General features: G+C 46.7%; 13 protein-coding genes. 4 read left to right on the forward strand and 9 right to left on the reverse strand.

What is annotated here, in order from left to right:
* Positions 1-54: 54 nt before the first annotated feature.
* The 3 genes from NST40_RS26365 to NST40_RS26375 are packed head-to-tail and all read left to right on the forward strand — an operon-like array spanning position 55 to position 5,483.
* On the forward strand, positions 55-2,100 hold the full coding sequence (locus tag NST40_RS26365) for a TPR domain-containing glycosyltransferase (protein ID WP_076277204.1): 2,046 nt from the start codon (positions 55-57) through the stop codon (positions 2,098-2,100).
* Positions 2,097-3,518 (forward strand): glycosyltransferase, encoded by a 1,422-nt coding sequence (locus tag NST40_RS26370; protein WP_076277203.1) that lies wholly within the window; start codon positions 2,097-2,099, stop codon positions 3,516-3,518. Before NST40_RS26365 ends, NST40_RS26370 begins: the two co-directional genes overlap by 4 nt.
* A 15-nt stretch (positions 3,519-3,533) precedes the next feature.
* Entirely contained in the window at positions 3,534-5,483 is a 1,950-nt protein-coding gene (locus NST40_RS26375) for a glycosyltransferase family 2 protein (RefSeq protein ID WP_076277202.1), read from the forward strand.
* 25 nt (positions 5,484-5,508) lie between these two features.
* Here the strand turns inward: NST40_RS26375 and NST40_RS26380 are convergent, their stop codons facing one another.
* The 8 genes from NST40_RS26380 to NST40_RS26415 all read right to left on the reverse strand — a co-directional run bounded on the left by NST40_RS26380 (position 5,509) and on the right by NST40_RS26415 (position 14,037).
* Complete coding sequence (locus NST40_RS26380; RefSeq protein WP_076193397.1) at positions 5,509-6,246, reverse strand: glycosyltransferase; 738 nt, start codon at positions 6,244-6,246, stop codon at positions 5,509-5,511.
* Entirely contained in the window at positions 6,239-7,444 is a 1,206-nt protein-coding gene (locus tag NST40_RS26385) for a hypothetical protein (protein WP_076277201.1), read from the reverse strand. The genes NST40_RS26380 and NST40_RS26385 overlap by 8 nt, the downstream gene beginning before the upstream one ends.
* Positions 7,441-8,925 carry a hypothetical protein gene (locus tag NST40_RS26390; protein ID WP_076277200.1) on the reverse strand — a complete coding sequence of 495 codons (1,485 nt, stop codon included), beginning with the start codon at positions 8,923-8,925 and terminating at the stop codon, positions 7,441-7,443. The genes NST40_RS26385 and NST40_RS26390 overlap by 4 nt, the downstream gene beginning before the upstream one ends.
* A gap of 69 nt (positions 8,926-8,994) precedes the next feature.
* The gene (gene yunB / locus NST40_RS26395; protein WP_076099391.1) at positions 8,995-10,074 is read right to left on the reverse strand and encodes a sporulation protein YunB; all 1,080 of its coding nucleotides are present in this window, start codon (positions 10,072-10,074) and stop codon (positions 8,995-8,997) included.
* Between the two features lie 154 nt (positions 10,075-10,228).
* Positions 10,229-10,840 (reverse strand): VTT domain-containing protein, encoded by a 612-nt coding sequence (locus NST40_RS26400; RefSeq protein WP_076099392.1) that lies wholly within the window; start codon positions 10,838-10,840, stop codon positions 10,229-10,231.
* A 287-nt stretch (positions 10,841-11,127) separates the two neighbouring features.
* Entirely contained in the window at positions 11,128-11,997 is an 870-nt protein-coding gene (locus NST40_RS26405; protein ID WP_076220053.1) for a glycine betaine ABC transporter substrate-binding protein, read from the reverse strand.
* Positions 11,998-12,010: 13 nt separating this feature from the next.
* Positions 12,011-12,844, reverse strand: a complete 834-nt coding sequence (locus NST40_RS26410; RefSeq protein WP_076099393.1) for a proline/glycine betaine ABC transporter permease — start codon at positions 12,842-12,844, stop codon at positions 12,011-12,013.
* The gene (locus NST40_RS26415) at positions 12,844-14,037 is read right to left on the reverse strand and encodes a glycine betaine/L-proline ABC transporter ATP-binding protein (RefSeq protein WP_036685362.1); all 1,194 of its coding nucleotides are present in this window, start codon (positions 14,035-14,037) and stop codon (positions 12,844-12,846) included. Before NST40_RS26415 ends, NST40_RS26410 begins: the two co-directional genes overlap by 1 nt.
* A 256-nt stretch (positions 14,038-14,293) precedes the next feature.
* Between NST40_RS26415 and NST40_RS26420 the strand changes: the two genes are divergently transcribed.
* A complete protein-coding gene (locus NST40_RS26420; RefSeq protein WP_036685364.1) occupies positions 14,294-14,851 on the forward strand; it encodes a transcriptional regulator in 558 nt (185 codons plus the stop codon).
* Positions 14,852-14,923: 72 nt separating this feature from the next.
* Here NST40_RS26420 and NST40_RS26425 read toward each other — a convergent pair whose 3' ends face one another.
* Entirely contained in the window at positions 14,924-20,059 is a 5,136-nt protein-coding gene (locus NST40_RS26425; protein WP_342410141.1) for a carbohydrate binding domain-containing protein, read from the reverse strand.
* Positions 20,060-20,108: the final 49 nt, after the last annotated feature.

Here is a 20,108-nt window from a genome sequence, read left to right on the forward strand (position 1 = left end):
TTTGATAGCAAAAGCTGATTTCAACTTCTACATATGTAACAAGGAGGAAACAACGTGAACAATATTACGCTTGGCGTCCACCTCATCGTTAACAATGAAGCTGATCTTCTGCCCCACTGTCTCACAAGCGTAGCAGGTGTTGACGAGATTGTGGTCATAGATACAGGCTCTACTGACGAATCCATAGCTATTTCCCAAGCGCACGGGGCTAGAGTATTCCAACGGGAATGGACAGAAAACTTTGCTGCAGCACGTAACGAAGGTCTCGATCAGGCGGATACCGATTGGATTCTAGTCCTTGATGCCGATGAACGCCTGCAAACTCCACTTCCGGAACTCCGCAGCCTCCTGCAAAACACGCAAGCTCAGGCTTTTACAGTACACATTGATAATTGGCTTGGCGTTCGGCCTGAGGATAAGGTAAAGCACAGTGCGGTTCGTTTATTCCGAAATGGACAGGGTTATCGATATAGCGGAAGAATTCATGAAGGAATTGACGCTGCAATCCTTAAATCACATAACATCTCGGCGATTGTGCATAGTGATATTGAGATTGAACACTTCGGATATTTGCCGGAAATCATGGCACGAAAAAATAAAATCAAACGCAATGAGCAGCTGCTGCGACGCGCTTTAGCCGAACAACCGGAAGATCCTTTTCACTCGTATAATTTAGCAGTCACCTGCTGTCAGGACGGTCGTCTTCAGGAAGCAGAGACATTACTTCGCCAGACCCTTCACCATGTGCCACTTGAAGCTTCTTACCGTCCTACGATGATTAGAGATCTCTGTAAAATTTATCTGACTCAAGGAAAAACCAATATCATAGATCCCTTGCTGTTGCCTGAATTGGAGCGTTATGAGGATTACCCTGACCTGCATTTTTTATTAGGCCAATCTTTGGAGAGTCAAGGCTTGTTAGAACGTGCTTTTCAAGCTTATCAGCGTGCAGCATCCATTTCTGGAGATCATGTTAGTCAAAAATATGTATCTGAGCAAGGGATGAACACCTTCCGCCCACTTTATCGACTAGGCTTAATCTCAGAGCGGCTTGAGCTTCAGGAGGACGCTGCGAGATTCTACCACCGTGCGCTTCAACACCACTCTTTATATAGGCCTGCCTTGCAGGGAATAGCTTCTGCTTTTCAACGCTTAGCTGTACCCGATGAGGAGATTGCCGGCTTGCTGATACAACTCGTCCCCCCAACTAATGCTGCCCAACGAGCTGCAATCATTGACAGCTTATTTGAGATAAATGCTAATGAGACCATCACTAACTTATCCCGAGACACTTTTCCCTTGGAATTAGAGACGGCAAATTGGATGATCTCTTCACTCCTCATCACCAGCAAGCTAGAGGACGCCTATACAACCATAAGACAAATGACCTCCTTAGCTACGCAAGATAACCATGATTTAGAATATCTGAAAAAGTGGGCTACCCTCTGGGCTATTTGCTCTTGGGCGCTTTTTGGAGAATTCCACAATGACCTGCTAACCTATGCACCAGACGAACTCCGTTTCGGACTGCAATACATTCAGAAGTGCCACCAGCAACAAAAGGTAGATCCCGCTGAAGCAGAGGTAGATTCATTAACATTACATTCCTCATTCATTTCAGATTTGATCGAACAATCAGTAAAACTACACCAGCCCGCGTTAAGCGAAGCTTTGATAAAGCTGTTCCCTCCCTTCCGGTCTGAATTAGCCGCAGCATTATATAAAGAAGGGAATAGGAATGCAGCCGGTGAGCATTTTATCAGGTTAGTTAGCGATCAAGCAGCTGATGCGAAGGTTCTTTTTTATATAGGTGAGATGGTCTTTGACAAAGGGCATTACACGGAAGCCAGTGAATGGTTTCAACAAGCACTGGAGCAGATGCCTGAGCATGAGGCTGCCCGAGTGGGTTTAGCACTCTGTTACCTTCAGCAAGCGAAGCTTAGCATGGAGGAGGCACTGAACAGCTTGGATGCAGCTAACGTTCATGGTCCACTGCAAACGGATATTGGTGCCATCCATAAATCCATCTTTTTACTAAATCGTACACCGTGGCACACACAGTGGAGCTTCCGCCAGAGTGAGGGGAGGACAGCCAAATGAGCATGCCAAGCCAAAAACCTCTGATTTCTCTATGCATGATCGTTAAGAACGAAGGAGATAACCTAAGCCAATGTTTAAAAAGTGTACGTGGTGTCGCCGATGAGATCATAGTAGTCGACACCGGCTCTACCGACTCCACGCTACAAATTGCTCTAAGCTTTGGAGCTAAAGTTGTTCACCATCCTTGGAATGGCGATTTTGCCGCTGCCCGCAACGCGGGTCTTCAGCAAGCCCACGGACAATGGATTCTCATTCTGGATGGAGACGAGGAACTGGATGCGAAAAGTAAGGGGGAGCTGTTGCTGTGTGCGGAGCATTTGGAGTATGAAGCTTTTTTTCTGCGCATTCATAATCATAAAGGTTTAACCGCAGCTTCCCAGACCATTACTGTTAATCCGATTATCCGGCTATTCCGTAACCGCCCGCAGTACCGTTTCAGCGGCATCATCCACGAACAGATTGCAGAAACGATCGTAAGAGCTACACCCAAAGCAGCTATGCATTTAAGCAACGTAGTCATCCATCATTACGGTTATGCAGACGGCGTAGTAGCAAAAAAAGATAAGATCAAACGAAATGTAGAGCTGCTCAAGGAACAGCTAAAGTTAAATCCCAATGACCCCTTCCACCATTTCAATATGGCTGTTGAATATATGCGGCTTAGTGAATATCAACCGGCTCTAGAGCATATCAAAAGATCACTTAACGAAGCTCCACCCGACACAAGTTACGTTCATCTGCTGCACAAATATCAAATCCGCTGCCTGGCAGAATTAAAAGATTTCAGCGCGGCGCTGGAAGCTTGCGACTCAGGGATAACCTTACATCCGGATTATCCTGACTTGGCTCATATCAAAGGTGTGCTGCTGTTTCAAATGGGGGCCCTAGCTGAGGCCAAAACAGCATTGCTGCAAGCCTTAGTCATTGGAGAAGCTCCTTCCGGTTACCATACCGAGTCCGGATTCGGATCTTATTTGACATTTTATTTGCTGGGACAGTTATGCGAAGAAATAGGCGATGAGACCAAGGCCTGTGTCTGTTATACCAAAGCTGCTCAGCTTCATCCCGAGCCAACACCCATCATAACCCGACTGATCCGAGCCTTAAAATGTGCTGAGCGCGAAAATGAAATTTTGGGCTGGCTTCACGCTCATCTACCCGAATACACAGCTGCTAAAAGCGGACTTCTCTTAGATTTATTGCGGATTGAGGGATGTGAAGAGGCAGCAAAACAGCTGATGAAGACCACAGGGCAGTCCTCATCTAATGACTCGTTATTCAACCCAGCCTATCACCCAGGGCGTTCGGAGCTTTTGTTGGCGGATCGTCTGCTTGCCTCCCTCACTTCTTCAACCCCCTATTCTCCAGCGGCTAAAAGAGTGCGGCTCGCACTTCCACTGCCCAGAGTTTCAGATTAGGAAGGACGTATTCCTATGACCACACCGGATATCACACTTTGCATGATTATTAAGAACGAGGCAAACCATCTGGAGAAATGCTTATCCTCTGTGCGCGGGCTAGTGTCTGAGATTATCATTGCGGATACAGGCTCAGAGGATAACAGTAAAGAAATCGCTCAGAGGTTCGGTGCAAAGATTATCGACATTCCTTGGGAAAATGATTTTGCCAAAGCGCGGAATATAAGCCTAGAGTATGCAACTTCCGCTTGGGTTCTGGTACTGGATGCTGATGAGGCTGTGGATCATTGGAGTGAGGAGCTGCTCCAGCCCTTGCTTGGTGCCGAGTATATTCATGGGTATTGGCTGCCCATTATCCACTATGTCGGTGAAATACCTGAAGCGGATTTTGTTACAGATCATGTCTGTCGATTATTCAAAAATGATAAAAGAATTATTTTTCGCGGAAGTATTCATGAGGAGATTGCCAGCAGCATTTGGGAGCTTCCAGCGGGGGAGATCGCTTATGCAGATTTGCGTATTTTCCACTACGGATATTTAGAAGATGAACTGCTGCGTAAAAATAAATATAACCGCAATTTAGCACTCATCAACAGGGATCTGCAGCTTCAACCGAACCATCTTTTTCTTCGTTACGCGTTAGGGGCAGAGTATTATCAGCAGGGTCAATATAAAGAAGCGGCAGAGATCCTCCTTCCGCTGCTCACCGATGTTCCAGCCCCTTCCGGTTATGTCTCAGATATTTACCTTAAGACGGCGTACGCCTTACAACTATGTGACCGAAAGCAGGAAGCCGAGGAAGTTTTTCGTACGGGGAGCGGTCTTTTTCCTGATTTCACGGATTTATTAGAAAGCTATGCCCTCCTATTACTGGAACAAGGGAAGCTCAGCTCAGCCAAGCACTTCTTGGAGAACGCACTTCAGAGCGGGAATACAGCACAGAAATACCCTTCTTCCTCAGGCAGTGGAACGTATCGGACAGAACTACTAGCCGGAAGAGTCTGTGAGAAGTTATACCAATATCCGGATGCGTGGAGACATTACGAGGCTGCTATACAACATAAGCCTGATTATAGCGAAGCGTGGAAAGAACTCGTCCCACTAAGCCTTCTATCTGGAGAGAAGGCACAACTACGAGCATTGACCCACAACTATCTTCACTCTTTATCTCCTGATACTTTGTGTTATCTTCTGCCCGCAGCGCTCAATGCCCGCGATCCGGAATGGCAAGCTGAGCTTTCTACAGCCAGCCAGTTACCCTCATCTGTTCAGGCTGCATTGCAGGCGATTCTGGAAATAAACAATCAACCGGAACATCTTCAGACACTCGCACCGCTTGAACAGCTGCTTCATGATCCTTCCCATCTTTCCAACCGATCCTTTGTACTTGGCTACCTGTGGGCTTTCTCTTGCCGTATTGGAGATACTGAGTCTGCCATGCGCTGGCTTGTCTGTCTATTGCCTTACAGACCGGGGATTTTATCGATCCATCATATTTTAGCGGGGAATTATAGGCTTAAAGCTGATCTTTCGGATCTCAACTATGCAGCACAATTGCTGCTTCAGACTGGTGCTTGGAATAGTTTATTGACACTTTATCGCCATTCGGAAGGATCTTCCTTACAATGGTCCAGTCTGCCGCAGCCCTTACTCTACGGATTACTCGAAGCCCCTACCTCCATAAAAAAACAATGGTGCTCTATTTATGTCAGCAAGCACCCTCAATATCATACACCTGCAGACTGTACCGAGTGGCAATTATACGCTGCGATAGCCTACTCCTGTGGAGAGATGCCCATCCTTCATGTAGAGGATGAAGCCGCTTTGCGTAGAGTCGGGGGGGCTACCGCAGCCGTGAGCCTCGCTTATTACAAGCTGCAGCTCGCAGCAGAAGTATATCCGCAAGGGATACCATCAGCTCATATCCCTTCTGCGCTGCTTCTGAGATCTGCCAGCCGGACTTAGCCGGTTGGCAGATCAGATGCGGATTTCAAAGCTCCTCTTGCCATTCCACCAGATGGGGCTGCTCATCAAGGATAGATTCGTACTGCTCCAGACTACCCCAGCGCCCCTCTGGATCAAGCTCCAGGTAACGCGAGTATTTTCGCCGAAGCTCCTCAGGGGATATCGCCCAACCATAATGTTTCACACGCAGCTCGGTAAGAAAACCCGGCAATACCGAATAAGAGAGCGGAAGTCTTGGCACATGATGATCCATTTTCGGAAAAAAATAATGAAAGTTCGGCAAATACCGGACTAGTGTACGGGTATGCTTCGTGTGGATATTCCAATGCTCATCTTCACGGTAATGTGTGGTGCCGCCCCAAAAATCAAATAATCGGAAGGATACCCAGTCATACACATCCTGATCGATGAGTCGCCTCATCTCCCGTTTAGCAGACTCTTCATAGAATTCATCGGCATCCACAGACAGCAGCCAATCCGGATTCGTAGATACCGCCAGCTCCCACAATGTTTGCCGTAGCTCCCATTCACGGTTAAACAAAGAGCTTTGCAGGGTTACGAGCTTCTTAACTTTGGCAAAAGAGAGACATAACTGAGCCGTATGATCTGTACTCCCATCATCCACGATCACAATATCATCCACGAACTCACTTAATTCCTCCAGCACCTGCTCTAAATACCTTCCGGCTTCGTTCCTGACCTGCATTATAGCGGTCAGACGATTGCCTGACGTTTTGCGGAGTGGCCCTCTATGACTACTCATCCTCCACTCTCCTTCTCAATCGTCTAACAGCCTCTTCGAGATCTGCCATCTCTGACAAAAGTGGCCATGCCTGATTGTCTTGCCCTCCTGCATTTAAAAAGCTGCGAATGGCCTCGTGCCGCCTGCCATACAGCAAGTGTATGGTGCCTTCCATGGCTTCATCCACATTTTCTTCCTGCTCATGTTGCAGCACTATTGCCTTTTCCCATTGAAAAGTCCGCACATAATTTTGCACCAGCAACGCTTTTGCCTCGGGAGAAGTTAGCGGACTTAAAATTCTTACCGCCGCTGCCTCATCCTCATTCAGGTGGAACAACTCCGCGCGAACCAGTTCATCCTGCCCGGAATGGAGCCAGCCCTCCATCCTTTCTACTGCTTGCTTCTCCTCTGCGGTAAATGCTGTAATCGCAAATTGGCGGACCGCCGTTTCCAGATTCCCTGTCTTGGCTTCTATTGCAGAAAAAAACCGGAAGTGTGAAATAAGGCAATCCAAATATTCATACAGCACCATTAACTCAAAGGATTGCGCCAGATATCGATTCGCTGTGGAGTCCCCAAGCAAATACAAATAAGATGCTGCCAAATAATGTACAACAGGCTGGCTGGGCAGCTTGGCGCACATCGAAGTATAATAATCCGCCCTAAGCTGGAGTTGAATCCTAAACCAGTCCTTAGCAAGGAGGGGCTCCTCCTGCCATAAGCTCCCAATCGCCTTACTCCATAACACTTCATAATCTGTCAGAAAATAAATCCGCTCGCGCTGACATACAACTCCATAGGATTCCTGCTGATCCCCGTCGAGATAAATAATATTCTCCCTGCACAAGCTCTGCTCCAAATAGATCCGTTCTGATCGGGTTCCTACTAGATCGGCCTTTGCTCCAAGCAAGCCGCTGTATTTATCCCATAAGACCTTATTTTCTTCTTCCGGACAGCGCTCTAACAAAGCCACTATATATCCCGCTTGCAAAGAAAGAACCTCTGGTAGCCAATAGGGAGAAGAGACCAGAAGTGTGTACTCCCTCGCCTTGAGAGTATGAATATCCGCGATCATTACCGGCTTGATCTGGCTGTTAGTCTGCTGCTCAAGAGTCATTCTTCCGGCAAAACAGACCTCTTCCCGCTCGGGCAGAAGATCCAACAGTCTTTTATATTCGTATTCCTCCCAGGAGCCTCTGCTCAGAATTAAATATTTCATGACTGCGCCTCCTTGCCCTTGCTGCTATCTGCCTTCTTCCCCTGCGGTTCGGACAAATCCCCTACATAACCTATAGTTAGTGAAGCTTCAGGGTGAAGCTGCAATTGGTGCGAAGTAGACGCCTTACAGGTAATCACTCCAGGCACATTCCCGCCTTTATGAGCAACTCGCTCTAATGGAAAAACAATTCCCGAAGGGTCCCCCCTAAGCAACCGCCCCACCTCTTCGTCCATATCCGTAGATAAACTAACGATCAGATCCGCGGAACCTTGGGTGATCGCCTTCACTACCCGTTCAACGTAATATTTCTCATACCTGATAGAGTCTGATAAATACACAGTTATCTCACACTCAAATAATGCAGATGCATTCCTCAAAGCCCGCAGCCAAGCCTCTTGACCACGAACTGCAATCACTACATCCTGTTCATTTACTGGCAAGCCGGGAGCTGTGTTCATCCAGCTGTCCTTGATCCAGATCCAGCGAATATTCTTGTAGCTCTGCTGCTCCTGTGTAGCTGCCCATTCCTGCGGAAGATGGTCCCCATTCCCATCCTCTTCACAATAAACAATCGCCGTCACTAATGGCGTTGTCAAGGATGCCTTACCGAGTGAAATAACAGGTTGTGTTGATTGTAAGAATCCATTCTGCGGTACAAGATGTTCTTCGGCTTCTAAGACATCTTCCAGCGCCCATTTTGTACTGTACGCCTGCCAGCCATCCGCAAGTGTTGGTCCGTTCAGCCTTCTCTGGCCCCTATCAAGTGAATGTATAGCATGAACATACACAGCATCACTTAGCGCCAGCTTGGCTCCAGACTGCCGGGCTCGAAGACACCAATCGGCGATCATAAGAGGCCGCGCTTGAAGCGAGATGTCCAACCCTCCAATACGCTGAAGCAGCTCTTTAGAGAACAGGAGACAAGAACCCGTTAGTACATCCATCTCTCGCCATTCTCCTTGATGCCGGCCAAGACTGTAGCTTACATGAGCAGCAAACTCATCATAGGTGCCGAAGTGAAGACGTTTCTTCCCTTCCCCTCTTTCGGTTGAAGAGCGAGGGGCCACCACCTTAACTGCAGCATCATCAAAAGGAACCCACAATAGCTCACTTAGCCAGCCAGGCGATACCATGATCGAATCTTCAAGCAAAACCGCGAAACTGGTTTCGATCTGTGCCAAAGCCTGGTTAGGCATGTACTCCTCCTTTTCATAAGGAAAAAAGAGAATCGGCTGCTCCTGTGAGAACTGTCCCGCTAAAGTTTCCATAGGAAAATCAGGAGTCATCGCCACAGCAATAATGCGCACAGACTCTCCAGAATGGAGCAGCAGCAAGGGTAAGCAAGCTGCGGCACATTCCAGGCGGCTTAGCTCAACTACAAGGGTAAGCCCATCTTTACTCGGCAGTGGAAGTAGTCCCGTGCGCTCCAAGAACCCATACCTTTCCGCCAAGCGTTCCACATTCAGAGATTCTTGCGACATTAGGATTCACGCTCCATTTATTAAAGCTGTTCTACCTATAGTCTATGAGCGCTGAAGCGTGATATCCCCTTAATTTCCTCCGCCCGCGCCTTTGTCTTCTTCCGTATGCTCTGCACCCGTACTCGCGGGATCGGTTGCCGCTGGAGACGAGCTGTTATCTTTCTGACTATTACTGGAGGTATCCTTGCCCTGATCCACTACTCCACTCTTATCCCCGCCTACAGCTGGAGCAGGAATGGCAATTCCCGGAGCACTGCTGCCGTTCGCCCCCACAGGTTGACCTTGATTATCGTAATAATACATAGGTACATCTCCAACAACCATCAGATAAGACACAGGAATTTCTGTATCCACTACCTGCGGCTCCATATCAAAAGGAATGACGACTGCAACCTCTGTCACAATATGAATGTATACCTCGACCAGAATCATATTGATCCCAGCGTTTTGCTGGCGGGTGCTGAGTTCAACCTTAACCGCACCTTGTGGTTCAATCTTGATCGGAATATCGGGTCCATAAGAAGCAATAAGGGGACTGCCCAGCGCTTGCCCCAGCGGAATATATTCTGTTCGATTATGCAATTCCTGCAGCGTAGACTGAATGACCTGTGCCGCTTGCGAAGTAATACGCATATGCTCCGCGTAGTTGAGCATGAACCCTGATATTTTCCCGTTCTTATCCGTCTTCCAATCAATTAGCTCTTCCGCATTCCCTCCATTCGCAACCTGAGAGGTAATCGCCTTATTAATCGATTCCGTAGCGATTTGCTTCACACGTATTTGTGCTAAATGCAGGATGGGCGGCTTCATATGCAGCTCCACATAGCGCAAGGATTGCAGCACCAGCACAAGTATTACTAAGGAGGCTATCAGCCAAAATTTGCGTCGGCTTCTTGGCTTATGTGTTCTTCCGCCTGCAACCGTTACCTTACTCTCTGGCCGGCTGGATAACCTAAAGCGGCCTTTGCTACGTTTGGCTTCAAAGCGCGTACGCTGCGGCCTAACCGCTGCCCGGCTGGGTTTTGACTTGAATGCAGAGCTTCTCGCTGAGAATCTCCGATTCGTGTCCCCATTTATTTTTGGCAGCCGAAAATGGCCTAGATCAGGTATTCTCAGCCTTCGGTTCCCCCATTTTTTCAATCTGCCCATTGCAATAGTCCCTCCCGCCTTACGCAGAGGTCAAGCCACCTCCACTTAATTTAAGGTATTCGCTAAGAGGACAAAAAAGAAGAACGTTCCCTCCGGCAAACTGCGCCTGAAGTAACGTTCTTCATCCTTTAGATCATGAACTGGGAAGATGATATTAGTGCATTCTGCTCCGCTTATCCTCCTGCAAATGGTCCCAATGACGCCGAATAAAGATGCCAATGAGAATAGCTATAAACACCGCATACCAGGTAAGATAACCATTCCATTCTTCACGCGGAACAATTAAGGTGGATCCGATCGTACCGAATAACCATATATAAGACAAATTACCAAGTACGGTTCCCCATATAAAAGATGAGGCTTTAATCGGTGAAACAGCAGACATGAAATTGATTACATTATTCGGAATAATCGGGATCGTACGCAATAGCACCAGTGTCCAAATCCCATATCGATCCAAGTAACGTTGCCATTTATCATAGCGCTTCAGTTTGCTTCTCCATTTTCGGTCAAACCAGTTATACAGATATCGCCGAATGAGAAAATACATCAGTATTCCGCCCAGATTGCAGGCCAGCCAACTGATCAGCATACCTCCAATTACGTTAAAAACAGAGACATGCAGCACGATCAAAATTACGAATGGAAAAAATCCTAATATACTCTGCAAAAGTGCGAGCGGGATGGTCACGAATAAAATAGATGGCCCGCTAAGGCCCAGCGTTTGCAGCAGCCAATCAATCCAGGTATTTATGGTCTCTGTCATGAAGCAGTCTCCTCTCTTGACTCCTTGCAGCAGCTGCCTCCTGATTTACTTTGACAAAGCATAAGTCTAAGTGTGTAAACTAGGTATCCATTCTTATTGAAATATAAGCAGGGTACACTAAGAGCTTGTAATACTTTGCTTATATTCCCAAGAAAAACACCCCTTACGGGGTGTTTTATTGAATGAGCTTGCTTATGAAGTGTAATGTGTAAAGAACAGTAGTTAGCGTACAAGTTACATTTTTGTTTCCATTTATTCTTCACATCATAACACAGTTTTTAATCTACTTACAATTCTATACCTGCAACCCAAGCATTCACTTTATCCGGATTGCTCTCCACCCAAGTTTTAGCGGCTTCTTCTGGTGACTTCCCACCCTGAACCTCGATCATTACTTTGGCCATATCTTCTGCTGTCCATTCGAATTGATCCAGGAATTTGTAGACATTCGGCATGTCATCTTTCAGACCTTGGCGAACCATCGTGTGGATCTGTTCATCCGCACCGTAAACCCCTTTTGGATCTTCCAGATATTTCAGATCCATATTGGCGAACATCCAGTGCGGTGTCCAGCCTGTAACAACGATTGGCTCGTTGTTGTCATAAGCCTTTTGCAGTTCCTGAGCCATCGCTGCGGATGAGCTTTCAAGAAGTGTGTAATCGCTAAGATCATATTCAGCGATAGCTTTTTCTGTGGTTGTCATAATGCCGGCACCTGGCTCAATGCCGATAATGCGATTGTTCAGCTTTGCTGCCATATCACTGTTCTTCAAGTCTTCAATAGAGTTAATATCCATATAGGCAGGAACAGCCAAGCCAACCTTAGTCCCGTTTAGATTTGCACCCAAATCTTCAATTTTTGCACCGTACTTCTCTAAATAAGCCGCATGGGTGCTTGGCAGCCAAGCTGCAACCATTCCATCCGCACTACCGTCTGCAACCCCAGCCCACATTGGACCAGCATCTACCTGCAGCATTTCAACGGTAGCTCCAAGCTTAGTTTCAAGTACTTCCTTTACTACATAAGTACTCGCAATTTCCGAATCCCATGCTACATATGCTAATTTTACCTTCTCTTTACTTGATGAGGAACATCCAGCAATAACAGCAATCATCATAATAACTAACAGGAATAGCCCTATATTTTTCTTCTTCATTTATTTAAAACTCCTATCTTTGTTTTGGTTTTAGTGCGTTCTGTGTCAAACGGTCCAGTAGAATGGCGATAATAACGATCGCAATCCCTGCTTCGAATCCGTCTCCTGTCTTAGCCTGTGATACCGCACGGTATACATAGGCACCCACGCCCTGTGCACCAATCATCGATGAGATAACAACCATTGACAGTGACAACATAATGGTCTGGTTCACACCTGCCATAATTGTTGGTAAAGCGATTGGAAGTTGCAATTTAACCAATTTCTGAGTAGGTGTCGATCCGAAAGCATCTGCTGCCTCCACCAGTTCCTCCGAAACCTGACGAATTCCGAGATTGGTCAAGCGAATCGTTGGCGGAATTGCAAAAATAATCGAAGCAATAACCCCTGGAACTACGCCCAGTGAGAAAAAGGATACCGCTGGCAATAAATATACAAAAGCCGGCATCGTCTGCATAAAGTCCAAAATAGGCGTAACTATATTTCTAACGGTATTTCTCTGCGCACATAAAATACCAATCGGCACACCAATTACTACAGCCAATATCGAGGCGGTTAGAACAAGGGCCAAGGACTGCATAGAAGGTCCCCATAATCCAAGATTATCGATCAGAAGCAACCCAATGACCGCAAATAGTGCCATGCGCCATTTACCGATCCAATAAGACAAAGCTGCAATAAGCACGATAAGTACTAGTGCTGGCAGGAAGGTAAGTGCATTTTCAATGCCAGCCACCATACCACCGATAATCGAATGGATGAAGTCAAACAGGGGCCCACAATAAGTCGTCAGCCAATTTTCCAACCACTCGAGTGCCTTTCCCAAAGGCAGTTTAGGAATGTCCATTATAATCCTCCTTCCGGTACCGCGTTGCCGGCGAGTGCGGAAAGAACGGCTCCTTTAATCACAATACCCTTCAATTTATCCGCTTCATCTACGACGGCTACAGGCAAATGTGTCTCAGATATTAATTCAAAGAAATCATTGAGTAGCGTTTCCGGTTGTACACGTGGGATTTCTCTCCGCGTTACTTCCAGAATAGATTTATTATCATTCAGTGCCTTAAGGGCATCCTCAGCTGTAATAACACCCAGAAGCTTATTTTCCTTGTCCACTACATACAGACTGAATATACCACTGTCACGCATTAATTGAAGCGCTACCCGAGGCCCGCGTTCAGGTCTGACTGTTTCCGGCTGACGCATTACATGAGCTGCAGTCAACACCTTGGACAAGTCCACATCCTCCACGAATCGCTCTACATATTTATTGGCAGGTTGGATGAGGATTTCTTCCGGTGTACCAATTTGCACAATGACTCCGTCCTTCATCAGTGCGATCCGATCTCCAATCCGCAAAGCTTCGTCTAGATCATGAGTGATAAACACGATGGTCTTCTTCACTCTGGCCTGTAATTCCAGCAGCTCTTGCTGCATGTCTTTACGAATAAGCGGATCCAGTGCACTAAATGCCTCATCCATAAGCAGGATATCCGGGTCGTTGGCAAGGCCCCGTGCCAGTCCAACACGCTGCTGCATCCCTCCACTGAGTTGATCAGGACGATGATTCTCCCAACCTTTCAGACCTACCAGATGCAAGGCTTCCGTTGCCAGTTCAGTTCTTTTCTTTTTATCTACGCCCTGAACTTCAAGCCCGTATGCTGCATTCTCCAGTACGCTTCGATGTGGAAATAATGCGAACTTCTGAAACACCATGCCGATGTTCTTCCGTCTGAATTGGCGCAGCTGCTCCGGGTTCATTTTCACAACATCTTTCCCTTTAAAAAGAACTTGCCCCCCTGTAGGCTCAATCAAGCGGTTCAACAAACGAACCAGCGTCGACTTACCGCTGCCGGACAAACCCATAATGACGAATATTTCTCCTTCTTCAATGCTGAATTCGGCTTTGTTGACTCCGACTGTCAACTTCAATTCCTGAGCAATTTTTTCCTTCGACATCCCTTGCTCTAATAAAGGAATCGCGCGTCCCGCATCATGACCGAATACTTTGGTTAGTTGTTTCACCTCTATAATAGCCATGCCGTCCTCCTTCTCCCGAAATGTTATCCGGGTTTAGTTCACTTATAGTAGTTTACCGGACTATTGAAAATTCATGCAAACACCATATACGGATAAAAATTAGTGTACAGTTTTAACTTTACGAACTTTATGTATGGAATACTCTGTTTTACGCCAAATTCCTTTATTCATGAATTCTTTACTTATGGAGGGGGATTTGATTACAATACATTGTATAAGGTTGCAGTCTATCGACCTATTCCTCAGGAGGGACATCATGAACGATTTAGAAGGGCTTACGCCCGAACAAATAGAGAAGATTAGTAAAGCCCGTGAACGTGTGATCGATTCTATCGGCAAAAACATGGATCTGTATGGCATTACCTTGTCTATTGGACATTTATACGGTTATATGTACTTCAATCAAGGTCCAGTGACACTGGATGAGCTCAGCAAAACAATGGGAATGAGTAAAACGTCCATGAGTACGGGAGTCCGTACCCTTCTAGATCTGAAAATGATCGACAAAGTATGGGGGAGAGGGACGCGCAAAGACTTGTTCACCACTGTGCCTGACTGGCATCAGAACTTCAGTGATTACTTCTCTATTAAATGGAGAAAAGCCGTCGAAGGTAATATGATCTCACTAGCGAAATCACTTGCAGAAATTAACGATATGAAAAAAGAGTATAGTGACGATAGTAAACTTATGCAGCTCTTAAATACAGATGAAGAAAAAATAACTGAATCCATTAACTACTACCGCTGGTTGCTGAAACTAATAGAATCTTTTGAGAGTGGCAAAATTTTTGAATTTATCCCTAAAGAAACTTAAATCAAACCCACAAAAAACACACAAAAAAACGACAGTGCTCCTGTAAAAGGAAAACACTGCCGTTTTTTTCGTTTACCCTTCGATCAAGCTTACATCATCCAAATAAATTGTACTGCCCGCGCTAATTTCACTATTCGTCTCCGTACTATTCCCATCTATAAGCCCTAGCAAAAACACCAGATGAACACCAGCGTCTGTTGCCCCATTCATGGTAAAAGTGTAGCTGTATTCGTCCATATTCTGGGTCAAGGCTACAAGCTCAGCTTCCATATATTTGGTGTAGTCCCCGCCTTTATGCTCCACAGCTACCTGAATATTGCGGTTTACTGTAGAACGAGCTTTAAACTTCAAGGTGTACGTTTTTCCCTGAACGAGCTTGAGATTTTCGTAATCCACCTGTGCGCTATAAGGGGCTTGCCCGGTACCTGTTAAGTTGATAGCAAATTCCCCCTCTTGAACAGAAGCAGATCCGATTCCGTCAAAATACTGGCTCCAGCCCGTTGCATCTACATCGAAGGTTCCATTATCCAGCGTACCGCTTGGCGGTATTACTGGTGGACCCCCTTGTACCTCCCTGACCACAATATCGTCAAAAGAAATCGTATGCGGCGTATTGTTAGCCGCAGGATCAGCGCCCAGCGTTTTGCCGATCAGATAATTAAGCTTCAGCGGGTTGCTGTTCGACACCGTAAATTGTGCTGTATAAGTAGCCCAATCCGCATGAATATCAAACTTAGCTTGCGCGGAAGCAGCTGAAGTATTGGAGTATTCTAACACAATTTGGCGCGGAACCGTTGATTTTGCTTTGAAGCTCACCTCATATGTTTTTCCGCCCTCCAGTGGAATACCCTCTTGGAAAAATTGTGTATGCCACGCTTCCCATCCGGCCGACGTAATCAGGATTTCAGCTACGCCATCCTTCACATTAAACGCGGAGACGCCACCTTCTCCGGACCATGTAGTCCAGCCCGTCTTATCGCTGCCAAACGAACCATTGATGACTAGATTGTTATCATTAGCTAGAATAGTCTGCGCGACAGTTGCAGTAACATAATGTTCAGCCTCAACAGTAATGGTATAACTTCCTTCTGCCGGAAATACTGCTGCTTCAATTGTGATTTTTCCCGGTTCAATAGTGTACTGCTCTGCATTAAGTGTTGTACCGTTAACCTTTACCGCCATGATTTGATTCCGCCAATTTGCATTGTCGATAAAAGTAAGCTCAATCGGCTGCGAAACTCTGTTATTGCTGCTGTCGCTTAGCAGCTCCTGCGGTTTGGCCGGTGCATTTTTGATCTCAAATTTCACATTGTCAATGATAATATCATGGTTTTGAGGAATACTAATCCCCTCAACCTTCCCAAGCAGGAATTTAAGAGACAATGTATCCTTGCTGCCTTGCCGGAATTCGAATCTGTAATGATTCGTCTCCGGCGTTACCTCCAGAATATTGCTGAACGAGGCCTGATACGTACCATTTTCTACGTTCACCCCGATTTTGCGGATTACGGTTGAACTGGCATCAAATTCAACCACATAATCCATTCCAGCAGCAGCTTTCAAGTTGTTCTGAAACAACATTACAGAATACGCCTGACTGCCGGTATTCGTAATGCTAAATTTTGCTGTTCCATCTGCAACCGTAGCGCTGCTCTGACCACCCTGCTCTGTCAACAGGCGATCCCAGGCGCTAAACCCAAAGTTAAATTCACCATTCAGGAGCGGGTAATATATTAGCGATGGATCAAAATAGAAGCTAGTACGTATCATCTGGAAGTTATCCAGAACGACTGTATCCGCTGCCCCGTTTAACAAAAATACGAATTGTCCTTCATGATCGGTTGCACCTGCAAGATTGATAAAGGTGGCTTTAATTTTTTGCTCACCTTCGCTTAAGTTAACCGGTTGTTCTGCCTGTACACTGCCGTCTTTTGCTAGTAGTTGGACCGTTCCTGTGCGTGCAGAGGAGACTGAAGCATTGAAGGTAACCTCGTAGTCCTGCCCTTGAATGAGCTGAATTCCCTTCTGAAGTAACCGAACCTCACCATTTTCACTGCCGCCAATCTGCAGCTTTAACTGGCCAGCGTCATTAACGCTTGATTCTACCGTGGCACCACCAGCTGCTTCCGTATGCCAATAACTCATCCGATTGGGTTCCCCAATATCGAAAGTACCATTGTACAGATGATTACCGTTGGCCAGCGGTTCCTTCGCACTATCATGCGGGAATTGAATATTCTCAATCTCTTCTAATCTGACATTACCAAACCATACCGGTGAAGTATTGGTACCCACGTTGAACTCGACGCGTGCAGCAATATCTGAGTTCTCCTTCATTTGAAACATCGTTTCGTAATGCGTCATCGCTGAAGTTAGATCTACCTTAAGCGATGGAGAATACGCTGCAAATCCACGAGATTCTCCACCTGTTAACCGAACGCTCATACTGCGGGACATATCGGTTTTGGCATCGAAGCTGAGTTTATAGAACCTGCCTTTAGCTATAGATACGATAGCTTGGGGTTGAATCGAATAAAAATTCCCGCCCCCACTGCTGATATCTACCTTCACATAATTGCGCTCCCCAATAGGAACGGTAGAAACCGTAGCTTCAGCCCCTGTTTCTTTATAAAGTGCCCAATGTGCGGTATTCGGGATTCCCATACCGCCATCCCCCGGCACCTGCTCCGAATAATTGTTGTTATAGACCATGTTGCCGTCTGCCAGTGCAAGCTTGGAGCCTTCCGGATAGGCTGCCTTCTCCAGTGTAACTGGAACAGGCTCACGGTACTCACGACCTGTCAGCTCGTAGACTCTAACGTAATCAATCTCCATCGATTTTGGAAATACGGTTTCGCTAGTCGGATCACCATCAAAGTTACCGCCTACGGCCAGATTCATCAGCAAGTGGAACTTCTGATTAAACGGCGCTGGATACACATTATTGGCAGGCTGCCCATTGCTGATGCTGTACCAGTCATTTTTGGTCGAATATAATTCACCATCCACATACCAGCGAATTTCGCCCGGCTCCCACTCAATAGAGTACGTATGGAACTGCTCAATCGTAGCGTTATCCGGAAATACATATTCTTTGCCGGAGTATACATTGTTCGGCGCCATACCGCCGTAATGAATCGTCCCCGCTACCGTGTCTGGACGACTGCCCCAGCCTTCCATAATATCAAGCTCACCGGAAGCAGCCCAAGTCCCGTACACATCGTTCTCCGGCAGCATCCAGATCGCCGGCCAGTACCCTTTTCCAGTAGGTGCTTTGGCCCGAATTTCAAATTTCCCATATTTCTTACTAAACAACCCTTTAGTCTTAATCCGTGTAGAAGTATATTGTTTGCCAGCTTTTTCTTCTTTGTGGGCCGTAATGATCAGGTTACCGTCCTGTTCCTTTACATTCTTTTCATCGTTGGTATACCACTGCTTCTCATTGTTTCCCCAACCTGGATTGTTGTATTGCGAACCATCTCCAAGGTCATAGGTCCACTTTGTAGCATCAATCTCTCCATCATTAAACTCATCCCCCCACACCAGTGTCCACGGATCAGTGGTTGGTGTTGGCGTGGCTGTTGGCGTGGCTGTGGGTGTTGGCGTTGGTGTTGGTGTTGGTGTTGGTGTTGGTGTTGGTGTTGGTGTTGGTGTTGGTGTCGGTGTCGGTGTTGGTGTCGGTGTGGCTGTTGGTGTCGGTGTGGCTGTTGGTGTCGGTGTTTCGGTTGGTGTTGGTGTTGGTGTTTCGATTGGCGTAGCAGTTGCCGTAGGTGTCGCCGTTGCTTCAGGTGTGGAGTTTGGTGTCGATATTGGACCTACATTCCCCGAACTGCTTGGCGCTGAGCTTGCTATTGGCAATGTTGTTTTGCCAGTGTTTCCTTTTTTTAATGCTACACCGCCAATCGTTACTCCATCGGCTTTGTTATCTATTGTGGTTACGCTTCCGCTGCCTTGAATTGTTGTACCTCCAGCGCTCGCAGATAGGATTAGTGCCGCCACTTGTGAATTGTTCTCCAATGTTAATTGGGCCGGACTTCCCAGAGTAAGGCTGCCGACAGTTCCAAGGATTCTTAACAAAGAACCGCTGACTGCTGAGTCTGCCGAACGAACCGCTCCAAATGTTCCGCGAAGCGAAATATTGTGAGGAACGACATCCATCTCAACATCCCCAAACCCTGCCCCGGTAAGATCGCTGCTTTCTTCCAAGATTGCCCCAGATAGCAGCTGCACTGTACCCACAGCTGTCGACCCGCTGGCATAAATCCGAACCTTACCATTAGGCTTGGCTACTTGAAGCAGTCCAAGAGAAGTATGGTATAAGCCGATACTTTGCTCGCCGCCCCCGCGTACAAAAGTAGTCCCTGTTACCTTTACACCTTCAAGCTTTGCATTCCCGTCAGCTATCCCCTCGGTTAGATAAAGATTACCTTGGATGACCGTGTCTTTAAGAATCACATCAGCCCGATTAATGACTACATTGCCCTTAACTGTTCCTAGTGAAGTCTCTCCTGATTTCAGGAGGAGTCCCGAAACCATTCGATCAGCCAACTGAGCTAACTCTGCACGGGTGATCCCACCATCTGGCTTAAACAAACCTCCAGGATATCCTTTTACATAACCTGCACTCGATAGAACAGCTATTGCTTTTGCGGTTTCATCGCTGACTCCGTTCAGATCGGTGAATGCTGCTGTACTGCTTTTGTCTGCATTGAAACGAAACACTTTCTCCAATGCTAACGCCGCCTCAGCGCGCGAAAGTGCTTTTGAAGGATAAATATTGTTCTTCTGATCACTGCTTAAATATCCAGCTGCAATCCCTTTGGCTATATCATTTTTATACCAGTCTGTAGCCTGGACATCAGCGGGAACCTTATCCGATTGCTCCTGATAATTAAATATACGATTCATAATAGCTGCGAATTCTGCCTTCGTGACTTCCTTACCCGGACGAAACGACCCGTCGTCATATCCGCTTATGATCCCATTTGCGCTCCAACGCTGTAATGGGCCTGCGGCCCAATGACTTGGAGATACATCGGTAAACGCTTTCAATCCATTGATTGGTTCATTTTCCACTTTCGTTGCCGCTGAATCAGGTGAGTTTTCCTTTAACGCCTCTGCCGCTGAAGCATTCATGCTCCCAACCGGTGATAGCAGCCCGGTGACAAGGAGCATAGCAGCAAGCGCTGCTGTGAAATTCCTTTTCATCCTAAACATCACTCCTCGAATTTCGTAATATTCGTAATTCAAGCGAAAA

Origin of the sequence: Paenibacillus sp. FSL R10-2778 (assembly GCF_038593035.1) — a bacterium.
Lineage (GTDB): Bacteria > Bacillota > Bacilli > Paenibacillales > Paenibacillaceae > Paenibacillus_AQ > Paenibacillus_AQ odorifer.

Coding starts and splice junctions, on each gene's coding strand:
- NST40_RS26370 (WP_076277203.1), top strand. CDS start 2,097: ATGAGCATGCCAAGCCAAAAACCTCTGATTTCTCTATGCATGATCGTT.
- NST40_RS26375 (WP_076277202.1), top strand. CDS start 3,534: ATGACCACACCGGATATCACACTTTGCATGATTATTAAGAACGAGGCA.
- NST40_RS26380 (WP_076193397.1), bottom strand. CDS start 6,246: ATGAGTAGTCATAGAGGGCCACTCCGCAAAACGTCAGGCAATCGTCTG.
- NST40_RS26385 (WP_076277201.1), bottom strand. CDS start 7,444: ATGAAATATTTAATTCTGAGCAGAGGCTCCTGGGAGGAATACGAATAT.
- NST40_RS26390 (WP_076277200.1), bottom strand. CDS start 8,925: ATGTCGCAAGAATCTCTGAATGTGGAACGCTTGGCGGAAAGGTATGGG.
- yunB (WP_076099391.1), bottom strand. CDS start 10,074: ATGGGCAGATTGAAAAAATGGGGGAACCGAAGGCTGAGAATACCTGAT.
- NST40_RS26400 (WP_076099392.1), bottom strand. CDS start 10,840: ATGACAGAGACCATAAATACCTGGATTGATTGGCTGCTGCAAACGCTG.
- NST40_RS26405 (WP_076220053.1), bottom strand. CDS start 11,997: ATGAAGAAGAAAAATATAGGGCTATTCCTGTTAGTTATTATGATGATT.
- NST40_RS26410 (WP_076099393.1), bottom strand. CDS start 12,844: ATGGACATTCCTAAACTGCCTTTGGGAAAGGCACTCGAGTGGTTGGAA.
- NST40_RS26415 (WP_036685362.1), bottom strand. CDS start 14,037: ATGGCTATTATAGAGGTGAAACAACTAACCAAAGTATTCGGTCATGAT.
- NST40_RS26420 (WP_036685364.1), top strand. CDS start 14,294: ATGAACGATTTAGAAGGGCTTACGCCCGAACAAATAGAGAAGATTAGT.
- NST40_RS26425 (WP_342410141.1), bottom strand. CDS start 20,059: ATGAAAAGGAATTTCACAGCAGCGCTTGCTGCTATGCTCCTTGTCACC.